General features: G+C 71.9%; 9 protein-coding genes. 5 read left to right on the plus strand and 4 right to left on the minus strand.

Features of this window, described 5'->3' with window-relative positions; translation table 11 throughout:
* Positions 1 to 5: 5 nt before the first annotated feature.
* Together ACWC1K_RS06005 and ACWC1K_RS06010 are read right to left on the minus strand one after the other, a co-directional pair.
* The gene (locus ACWC1K_RS06005) at positions 6 to 890 is read right to left on the minus strand and encodes an amidohydrolase family protein (RefSeq protein WP_389078538.1); all 885 of its coding nucleotides are present in this window, start codon (positions 888 to 890) and stop codon (positions 6 to 8) included.
* 3 nt (positions 891 to 893) lie between these two features.
* Positions 894 to 1,811 carry an SDR family NAD(P)-dependent oxidoreductase gene (locus ACWC1K_RS06010; RefSeq protein ID WP_450829027.1) on the minus strand — a complete coding sequence of 306 codons (918 nt, stop codon included), beginning with the start codon at positions 1,809 to 1,811 and terminating at the stop codon, positions 894 to 896.
* A gap of 237 nt (positions 1,812 to 2,048) precedes the next feature.
* Between ACWC1K_RS06010 and ACWC1K_RS06015 the strand changes: the two genes are divergently transcribed.
* Positions 2,049 to 2,474 (plus strand): MarR family winged helix-turn-helix transcriptional regulator, encoded by a 426-nt coding sequence (locus ACWC1K_RS06015; protein WP_450829028.1) that lies wholly within the window; start codon positions 2,049 to 2,051, stop codon positions 2,472 to 2,474.
* A 4-nt stretch (positions 2,475 to 2,478) separates the two neighbouring features.
* Entirely contained in the window at positions 2,479 to 3,234 is a 756-nt protein-coding gene (locus tag ACWC1K_RS06020) for an IclR family transcriptional regulator (RefSeq protein ID WP_450829029.1), read from the plus strand.
* 7 nt (positions 3,235 to 3,241) lie between these two features.
* Here ACWC1K_RS06020 and ACWC1K_RS06025 read toward each other — a convergent pair whose 3' ends face one another.
* Positions 3,242 to 4,540 (minus strand): lipase family protein, encoded by a 1,299-nt coding sequence (locus tag ACWC1K_RS06025; protein WP_450829030.1) that lies wholly within the window; start codon positions 4,538 to 4,540, stop codon positions 3,242 to 3,244.
* Between the two features lie 323 nt (positions 4,541 to 4,863).
* Between ACWC1K_RS06025 and ACWC1K_RS06030 the strand changes: the two genes are divergently transcribed.
* Both ACWC1K_RS06030 and ACWC1K_RS06035 read left to right on the plus strand, forming a co-directional pair.
* Complete coding sequence (locus ACWC1K_RS06030; RefSeq protein ID WP_450829031.1) at positions 4,864 to 6,048, plus strand: sensor histidine kinase; 1,185 nt, start codon at positions 4,864 to 4,866, stop codon at positions 6,046 to 6,048.
* Entirely contained in the window at positions 6,045 to 6,713 is a 669-nt protein-coding gene (locus ACWC1K_RS06035; RefSeq protein ID WP_450829032.1) for a response regulator, read from the plus strand. The genes ACWC1K_RS06030 and ACWC1K_RS06035 overlap by 4 nt, the downstream gene beginning before the upstream one ends.
* On the opposite strand, the gene ACWC1K_RS06040 is transcribed toward ACWC1K_RS06035, so the two are convergent.
* Positions 6,710 to 7,114: a VOC family protein gene (locus ACWC1K_RS06040; RefSeq protein ID WP_450829033.1), complete on the minus strand. Its 405-nt coding sequence runs from the start codon at positions 7,112 to 7,114 to the stop codon at positions 6,710 to 6,712. The two genes, ACWC1K_RS06035 and ACWC1K_RS06040, sit on opposite strands and share 4 nt — an antisense overlap.
* Positions 7,115 to 7,322: 208 nt before the next feature.
* Here ACWC1K_RS06040 and ACWC1K_RS06045 point away from each other — a divergent pair.
* Positions 7,323 to 9,510: MMPL family transporter (locus ACWC1K_RS06045; RefSeq protein ID WP_450829034.1), on the plus strand; the 2,188-nt coding region annotated here is incomplete at its 3' end.

A 9,510-nucleotide genomic window follows, 5' to 3' on the forward strand; every position in this document is an offset into this window, starting at 1 on the left:
GCCCCTTACGGCTTCGTCAGCCCGAGCAGGCGGGCGGCGTTCTCCTTGAGGATCTTCGGCTTGACCTCGTCCTTGATCGACAGCTTCTCGAAGTCGGCGAGCCAGCGGTCGGGGGTGAGGACGGGGAAGTCGGAGCCGAAGAGGACCTTGTCCTTGAGCAGCGTGTTGGCGTACTGCACGAGCTGCGGCGGGAAGTACTTCGGCGACCAGCCGGACAGGTCGATGTGCACGCCCGGCTTGTGGGTGGCGACGGCGAGGGCCTCGTCCTGCCAGGGGAACGACGGATGCGCCAGGATGATCTTGAGGTGCGGGAAGTCGGCGGCCACGTCGTCCACGTGGAGGGGGTTGGAGTACTTGAGCCTGATCCCGCCGCCACCGGGGACTCCGGCGCCGATGCCCGTCTGGCCCGTGTGGAAGAGGGCGATGGTGCCCGTCTCCTCGATCACCTCGTAGAGGTCGTACGCCACCGAGCGGTCGTTGGGGAAGAAGCCCTGGATGCTGGGGTGGAACTTGAAGCCCTTCACCCCGTACTCCTCGACCAGGCGGCGGGCCTGCTTCACGCCCGCCTTGCCGCGGAAGGGGTCGATGGAGGCGAAGGGGATCAGGACGTCGGCGTTGGCGGCCGCGGCCTCGGCGACCTCCTCGTTCGGGACCGGCGCGGTGCCGGTCGCGGACTCGGCGTCCACCGTGAAGATCACGGCGGCCATCTTCCGCTCGCGGTAGTACGCGGCGGTCTCCTCCAGGGTCGGCTTCCGCTTGCCCTCGACCTTGAAATAGGCGGAGGACGCGTCGTGCAGGTCGTCGTCCAGGGAGGAGTGTCCCTTGGAGGAGACCTCCGCGTGGGTGTGGACGTCGATCGCGACGAGTTCCTCGACGTTGAGGGTCGCCATTTCTCAGGCCTCCGGGAACTTCGGGGCGGGGACGCCGACGCTCTGCAGTTCCGCGCCGACCGAGGTGGGGAAGGCGTCGGCCAGGGTGTCCGGGGTCCAGCCGCCGTCGGCGTAGGCCGCCTTGATCTCCTGCGGGTGCGACCAGAGTGCCACCTTGTCGCCGCCGATGCCGATGGCCTGGCCGGTGATGCCGCGTGCGGCCTCGGAGGCGAGGAACGGGACGAGGGCCGCGCAGTCCTCGGGGGTGCCGAAGCCCTCGCCCTTGCGCAGGAAGTCCGGGAGCGGCTCGCCGTTCTTCATGGCCTCGATGTACGGGGCGAAGGCGGGGATGGTCTCGGTCATGGCGGTCGCGGCGACGGGCACGATCGCGTTGACGGTGATGTTCGCGCGGCCCAGCTCCATCGACCAGGTGCGGGCGAAGGCGGCGATGCCGGCCTTGGCTGCGGAGTAGTTGGTCTGCCCGAAGTTGCCGCGCTGGCCGGCCGGGGAGCCGACCAGGATCAGGGTGCCGCCCTCGCCCTGCTCGCGCATCCGGACGGCGGCGGCGCGGGCGCAGGTGAAGGTGCCCTTGAGGTGGGTGGTGATCACCGCGTCGAAGTCCTCGTCGGACATCTTCCACAGCACCTTGTCGCGCAGGATGCCGGCGTTGGTGACCAGGATGTCGAGCCGCCCGAACTCCTCGACCGCACGGTTCACCAGCCGCTCGGCGGCCTCGGTCGTGCCGACCGGGACGACCTCGGCGACGGCCGTGCCGCCCGCCCCGGCGATGGACTTCACGGCCGCCTCGGCCACTGCCTCGTCGACGTCGTTGACGACCACGGAGGCGCCGTGGGCGGCCAGAGCGTGTGCGTAGGCGAGGCCGAGGCCCCGGCCGCTGCCGGTGACGACGGCGACCTTGCCGGTGAGATCGATGCTGGGCACGGGTGGGTCCCTTCACGAGCTGATGCGGGGGACGCGCCTTCGGGGCGCGTCGCTGCGGCTTCGAGATCGAAGCTAAGAGCAATAATTGTTGACGTCAATAGTTGTTGAAGACCTCCGGGTGCGACATGCTGGAATCTGCACCAAGAACCGCGCCCCCGTGGGGCCGAGACCAGGGAGCCCGCCATCACCCGCCAGCACGCCACAAAGGCAGCCTCGATCGACGCGGACGAACCATGGATGCGTGGACTGCACGCGGACACGGGCTACCTGCTCTACCGCCTGGGCCTGCGCTCCGGACAGCTGTTCAACGCGTTCCTTCAGGAGTCGGGGCTGCGTCTGCGCCACTACGCGGTCCTGCGCTTCCTCGCCACCTCCAACGGCGCCCTGCAGCGCGAACTCAGTACCCGCCTCGGATACGACCCGAGCGCGATCGTCGGCCTCGTCGACGACGTGGAGAAGCTGGGCTTCGCCGAGCGCCGCCCCTCCCCCGACGACCGCCGCAGCCGCATCGTCGTCCTCACCGAGAACGGCCGCGCCTTCCTGCGCGACACCGACGAGGCGGGGCTGCGCGCGACGAACGAGCTCTTCGAGCCGCTCGAACCGGCCGAACGCGAGACGCTGCACGCGCTGCTGCTGCGGATCGCGGAGGACGGGCTCGGCTGAGACGATGACCGCCCGCTCCGCCCCCGACCGGCTGCTCGCCGTGCTCGCCGCGTTCGACCACGAGCACCCGGCGCTGTCCCTCACGGACATCAGCCGGCGGGCCGGACTGACCCTCACCACCGCGCACCGCCTGGTGGGCGCGCTCACCGACTGGGGCGCTCTGGAGCGGGACGCATCCGGCATCTACCACGTGGGTCTCAGGCTGTGGGAGGTCGCGGCGCTCGCCCCGCGCGGACTCGCGCTGCGGCAGATCGCGCTGCCGCACCTGGAGGACCTGTACGAGGCGACGCACGAGAACGTGCAGTTGGCGGTGCGGGACGGCGGGGAGGTCGTCTACATCGAGTGGATCTCCGGTCGCAGCGCCGTCGGCGTGCACATACGGGTCGGGGCGCGCTGGCCGCTGCACGCCACCGGGGTCGGCCTCGCGCTGCTGGCGCACTGCGGTCCGCAGGAGCAGGAGGAGTACTGCGGGGGCCCGCTCGCCTCGTTCACGCCGTACACCATCACCGATCCGGGGCAGCTGCGCCGGGTGCTGGCCGAGGTGCGGCGCACGGGGGTCGCGGTGAGCAGCCGTCAGGTCACCGACGACGCCGTCTCGGTGGCCGCACCGGTGCGCGGGCCGGGCGGGGCGGTGGTCGCCGCCGTGTCGGTGGTGGTGCCGCAAGCCGACGCGCAGGTACCGGTGCTGGCGCCCGCGGTGCGGCTTGCGGCACGCGGCATTTCGCGAGCCCTGGGGTGGCGGCCGGCGAAGGAGCCGTAGAGATCGTTCAGCAGTTGCCGGGCATCGGCTTGCCGGCGAACCGGTCGGTGAGCCAGTCGACCGAGTCGCCGATGGCCTGCGGGTCGCCGAGCAGATGGTCGCCTGCGTACGAGGTCCACTGCGTGGCCGTCCCCGCCTCGCAGTAGGCGCGGCGGGTGCCCTGGCCGGTCTCGGCGGGGATCACCTCGTCGAGGAGGCCGCGGTACTGCAGGACCGGGAAGCCGATCTCGTAGCGGGCCCCGGATCCGGACGGGCCCACGCCGACGCCGAGTTTGTTGGTGTCGGCGATCTCGCCCCAGGTCGTGCCGTCGGGGCCGCGCAGGGCGTAGAGCTGGGCGAGGGTGAGCCTGTCCTTGGTGTAGTTCTCGATGTGGACGCCGGTGAAGCGTGCGACGGTGCCGACCGCGCAGAGCGACTCCGCGTCCCTGACCGCCTGGCGGCCCGCGTCGTTGAGGAGTCCGTCGAACGGCATGTCCGGGTGGGTGACCGAGAGGCCGATCACCGCGTCCACCAGGAACCCGGCGAACACCCCGCCGTTGAGCGAGTCGCCGACCTGCTTCAGGTCGCCCGGGATCCCGCCGGACGCCACGCCGGCCACCTTCACCTCGGGGGCGTACGACTTGGCGAGCTGCGCGGCCCACAGACTTCCCGAGCCGCCCTCCGAGTAGCCCCAGATCCCGACCTTGGCGTCGGGGCTCACCTCGCTGCCGGGCAGCCGGGAGGCGGCGCGGACCACGTCGAGGACCGCGTGTCCGGCGTCGGCGCCGGAGACGTACGGGTGGACCTGGCCGTCCAGGTATCCGGCACCGTCGGTCGCCGCGACGGCGAACCCGGCCTTGAGCAGCGCCGCGATGTTCGGCCCCTCGTAGGCGTCCTGGTACTCGCCGGCGAGCTGCTTGGAGAAGGCGCACTGCGGCCCGATGCCGAGGGTGCCGGGCACGAACGCGACCAGCGGCCGCTCGCCCGGGCCGTTCCACGCCTCGCGCGGCACGATCACCGTCCCGGCGACGGCGTCCTTCCTGCCGTGGCCGTCGGTGGAGCCGTACTGCACCTTCCAGGCATGGAACGGAGTGCCGCTCCCCACCATGGGCAGGGAGTCGACCGTACGGCAGGCGATGACCTCGCCGGGCGCGGCACCCGCGCTCACCGGTGGCCGGTAGATCGCGGCGTCGGGATCGGAACACGCCCCGCTCGTCCCGGCCGTCGCGGTCACGGCCGGACCGGCCAACAGCCCGAGGAGCAGGGCTCCGGCTCCGATGAGTGCGGCTCTCCGGTTGCGCGGCTTCTTCGGATGGTTCTTCGTCACCTCAGAACGTCCCTTCTGCGTGGTGACCAGGAGCCGCGAGGTTACGGAGGAGTAGGTAAGCGCTGATAGTTAAAGGGCGACAAAGCGGAGGCGATCCGCTGCGCTCGGCTGACAAAGCAGGCCGAACGAAACACCCCTGCGGTTCTGCACCACCCCAGCAGGGGCGCGAGGCAATATCGATGTGCGGCTCCGCCGCGCGGGCGCGACCAGCCCCTACGGCGCCGCCAGACGACCAACGACCCCGGGGATATCCCTCTCACCGGCGAGGCCCCGCCCAGGGATCCTCGCGATACTGGAACGGCCCTTGCCCCGAGGAGCCGCCCATGTCCCCGCAGTCCTGGTTCACGCAGGCCGCCGCGCGCCTGCGGACGGCGAATCCCTACGCCGTCGACACCGCCCTCGCCGCGCTCGTCCTGTTCGCCGTCTCGTTGCAGTGGCTCTTCCCCGACGAGGGGGACGACCGGCTCACCTGGCAGGGCTGGCTGCTGGGGGCCGCGACGGCGGTGCCGCTGGTGTGGCGGCGGCGGGCGCCGTTCGCGACCGCGTGGGCCGTGTCGGCGGCCACGCCCGCGATGGCGATGTACCACGCGCCACCGCCGGACGTCCTCTACGGCGGTCTGGTCGTCCTGTACACCGTGGCCGCCCTCACCCCGCCGTGGCAGCGGCGGCTGATGCTGGTGGGCTGGGTGATCGGGGCCACCGTCACCATGCATTTCAAGGAGGACGCCCGGCCCTTCGAGTACGCCTTCCATCTGCTGTCGATCGTCTGCGCCTACGCGCTCGGCACGCTGGCCCGCGTCCAGCGCGCCTACACCGCCGAACTGGAGGACCGGGCCCGGCGGCTGGAGCGGGAGCGCGCCGCGGACACCGCCCGGGCCATCGCGCGGGAACGCGCCCGGATCGCCCGGGACATGCACGACATCCTCGCCCACGCGGTGAGCCTGATGGTGGTGCAGGCGGAGGCGGGGCCGGTCGTGGTGCGCAGTGATCCGGAGCGTGCGGAGGCCTCCTTCGACGCGATCGCGACCGCCGGGCGGGACGCGATGGGGCAGCTGCGACGGATCCTCGGGGTACTCAAGGAGGAGCAGGGAAACGGCACTTCACCACAGCCGGGTGTGGCGGCGCTCCCCCGGCTTCTGCGCCAGGTCGGCGAATCGGCGGGCCTGCGGGTCGAGTTGCACACCACGGGACGACCGCACCCGCTGCCCGCGGACGCGGAGGTCGCCGCCTACCGCGTGGTGCAGGAGGCCCTGACCAACACGGTGAAGCATGCGTACGCTGCCTGCGCGACCGTCGAACTCGACTGGACGGAGGAGCTGTTGACCCTCACGGTGACCGACGACGGACGGGGCCCCGCGGCGCCCGGCGGCGGGCACGGGCTGATCGGCATCCGGGAGCGGGCCGCCGCGTGCGGGGGCAGCGCCGAGGCCGGCCCCGGACCGGACGGCGGCTTCCGGGTCGTCGTACGCCTGCCTGCCGCCGCCGACCGTCAGGCGGCCCTCGGGTGAGCATCCGGGTGGTCGTCGCCGACGACCAGGAACTGGTCCGCAGCGGGTTCAGCATGATCCTCGAGGCTCAGCAGGACATCGAGGTGGTCGCCGAGGCCGGGGACGGCGCGGAGGCGGTCGCGGCGGTCCGGCGGCACACGCCGGACGTGCTGCTCCTGGACATCCGGATGCCGGTGATGGACGGCCTGGAGGCGGCCCGGCAGGTGTGTGCGCAGTCCTGCTGCAAGGTCGTCATGCTCACCACGTTCGACCTGGACGAGTACGTGTACGAGGCGCTGTACGCGGGCGCCAGCGGCTTCCTCCTCAAGGACGTGCGCCGCGACGACCTGGTGCACGCCGTACGGGTGGTCGCGGCCGGCGACTCGCTTCTGGCTCCGGCGGTGACGCGGCGGCTGGTCGCGGACCTCGTGCGGCGGCGCCACGAACAGGCCTCCGACGCGGTCACCCCGCAGCGGCTGGACGCGTTGACCGCCCGCGAGGTGGAGACGCTGCGGCTGCTGGCCCGCGGCCTGTCCAACGCCGAGATCGCCACGGCCTTCTTCGTGAGCGAGCACACCGTCAAGACCCACGTCAGCAACGTCCTGAGCAAGCTGGGGCTCAGGGACCGGGTGCAGGCCGTGATCTGCGCGTACGAGACGGGGCTCGTGACGCCGGGGGTCTCCTAGCCGTCCAGTTCCTCGAAGAGGGTCAGCTGGAGCGCGCCCGGAGCTTCGAGACGGGAGTTCAGGGAGTTCCACGGGGTGCGTGTCGGCTCGGCGAGAACCTCGGCCCCCGCGGCGGCCAGTCGTGCCGTGACACCACCGGCGTCGTCGACCTGGAAGGCGACCCGGATGTGCCCGGCCACGCGGTGGCCCACCTCGACCTCGTCGATGAAGGCGGCGTGGTTCGGGTCGGTCAACTCCAGTGTGGCACGGCCCGCTTCGAGGATGGTGACCCTTCCGTCGGGGGACGAGAAGGCGGCGCGCTCGGGCAGGCCGAGGACGTCACGGTAGAAGCGCAGGGCCTCGTCGTAGTCGGGTGCCGTGACGACGAGACGGAGTTCGCGGACGGCGGGTTCCTCGGACATACGGGATCCTCCAAGATCGCGGTTGTTCTGCTCCGTCAACTCCGGTGCCCGCGCGCGGGATTCCCGCCGTCTCCCTCTCAGGAGTGAGCCGGACGTCTGCCTCCCCCGTACGGCCGAGGCCCCGAAACCACTCCCACCGGCGATCCGCCACACCCTGCCCCGCCACGAATCTGAGGGCGTCGAGAACCGAGGACCGCCGGGAGGAACCGTGCTTTCCACACTCGCCCGGGCGGCAACCCGCCGCCCGCTGACCGTCATCCTGCTGTGGGTGCTCTTCCTGCTGCTCGGCTTCGGGCTGGGGACCGGCGTCTTCGGGCGGCTCTCCGACAACGTGCCCGAGGTGCCGGGCACCGAGTCGGAGCGGGGCGCCCAGTACCTGGACCGCGCCGATCCGACGGGCGAGTCGATCACCGCCGTCGTCGAGGGGACCACCGTCTCCGCCCCCGGGCTGCGCGAGCAGGTCGAGCGGGCCGTGGCCGACGTACGCGGCATCGCGGGTGTCGCCACGGTCCCGGACCCGTACCGGACCCGCGGTCTCACCGCCGCCGACGGACAGGCCCTGATCGTCCCCGTCGCCTTCAAGGGCGGTCTCGGCGACGACGCCGAGGAGAAGGCGGTGGATGCGGCGGCCGACCGCATCAAGCGGATCGACGCGCCCGAAGTGCACGTCAGCGGCGGCCCGTTGCTGGGCAAGCAGCTCGGTGAACGGGCCCAGCAGGACGTGAAGAACGCCGAGTTGATCTCACTCCCCGTCGTGCTCGCCCTGCTGCTCGTCGTGTTCAGCGGCCTGCGTGCGGCCGGACTGCCGCTGGTGATCGCCGTGAGCGGGATCGCGGGCGCCTTCCTGGCACTGTTCGGGTTCAGCCAGGTCACCGACATCTCGGTGTACGCGATCCAGGTGACCACCATGCTGGGCCTCGGACTGGCCGTGGACTACGCCCTGTTGATGCTGGTCCGCTTCCGCGAGGAGCGCCGTAGCACCGAGGACGTCGTGGAGGCGGTGCACCGCACGGTCGCCGCGGCCGGGCGGACGGTGCTGTTCTCCGGGCTCACGGTGGCGGTCAGCCTGACCGGTCTGCTCGTCTTCCCCAGCGTCTTCCTGCGCAGCATGGGCCTGGCGGTGGCCGCGGTCGTGGTCATCGACATGCTGGCCGCGCTGACGCTGCTGCCGGCACTGCTGGCCAGGTTCGGCGCGAGGATCGCCCCGGCGAAGGCCGTGCCGGAGGGCGAGGAGGGCCGCTTCTTCGCCCGCGTGGCCCGCTTCTCGGCCCGCCGCCGCCTCGCCGTCCTGGCCACGGTCGTCCCGGCCCTGCTCGTCCTGGCACTGCCCGTCACCGGCATGAGGATCGAGATCGGCGACGCGACCCAGCTGCCCTCGAGCACCGAGGCACGGCAGTTGTACGACACCGTCGACGCGCACTTCCCGCCGGGCACGGGGGTCTCGCCGGTCACCGTCGTCCTGAAGCCGGGAACGGCCGCCGCGACTGCGGACCGCATCCGCGCCCTCTCACCGACCGCACAGGCTCGCGCACTCCCCGGCGGCGGATCGGTCGTACAACTCCAGCCGGCCGGCCGGGTCGACGGCAAGGAGGCCACCGACCTGGTCAGGCAGGTACGGGAGCTGCGCGGAACCGAACCGGTCCAGGTCACCGGGCCCGCCGCCCGTCTGGTCGACTTCCGCGCGATGCTCTCCGAGCGGGCGCCCTGGGCCGCCCTGACCGTCCTGGCCGGCATCTTCGTCCTGCTGTTCGCGTTCACGGGCTCGGTGCTGATCCCGCTGCGCACGATCCTGACCACGCTGCTCAGTCTGGGCGCGGCGCTCGGCGTGGTGGTGTGGGTGTTCCAGGACGGCCACCTCGCCGGCGCGCTGGGCGCCGAGGGCCTTGGCGCGCTGAGCCTGACCGCGCCGCCCCTGATCGTCGCGATCGCCTTCGGACTGGCCATGGACTACGAGCTGTTCATCCTGGCCCGGATGCGGGAGGCCCGGCGCCTGACCGGCGACGGCCAGGAGGCCGTGGTGACCGGTCTGCGCCGCTCCGGCCGCGTGGTCACCTGCGCCGCCCTGCTCCTCGCCGTGGTCTTCGGCGCCTTCATGACGGGCGGCTTCTCCCCCATCCTCCAGATCGGCCTCGGCCTCACCCTCGCGGTCCTGATCGACGCGACGGTCGTACGGATGCTGCTCGTCCCGGCGACGATGACGCTGCTGGGGCGGTGGGCGTGGTGGGCGCCGGGGTCGCTGCGGCGGGTGCACGACCGGTTCGGTCTGCGCGAAGAGCTCGCTCCCCCATGGGAGTTGACGCAGCGACGGGTCCGGCAAGGGGCATTCGGGCGACGGGTCCGGCAAGGGGAACTCCGGCAGCGGATCCGGCGACCAGAACGCGCAGCCCACGACCACC

This window comes from Streptomyces sp. NPDC001492 (assembly GCF_053597275.1).

Excerpts from the sequence above, each read along its gene's own strand:
- ACWC1K_RS06005 (WP_389078538.1), bottom strand. The coding sequence starts at position 890 with ATGGCGACCCTCAACGTCGAGGAACTCGTCGCGATCGACGTCCACACC.
- ACWC1K_RS06030 (WP_450829031.1), top strand. The coding sequence starts at position 4,864 with ATGTCCCCGCAGTCCTGGTTCACGCAGGCCGCCGCGCGCCTGCGGACG.
- ACWC1K_RS06040 (WP_450829033.1), bottom strand. The coding sequence starts at position 7,114 with ATGTCCGAGGAACCCGCCGTCCGCGAACTCCGTCTCGTCGTCACGGCA.
- ACWC1K_RS06020 (WP_450829029.1), top strand. The coding sequence starts at position 2,479 with ATGACCGCCCGCTCCGCCCCCGACCGGCTGCTCGCCGTGCTCGCCGCG.
- ACWC1K_RS06015 (WP_450829028.1), top strand. The coding sequence starts at position 2,049 with ATGCGTGGACTGCACGCGGACACGGGCTACCTGCTCTACCGCCTGGGC.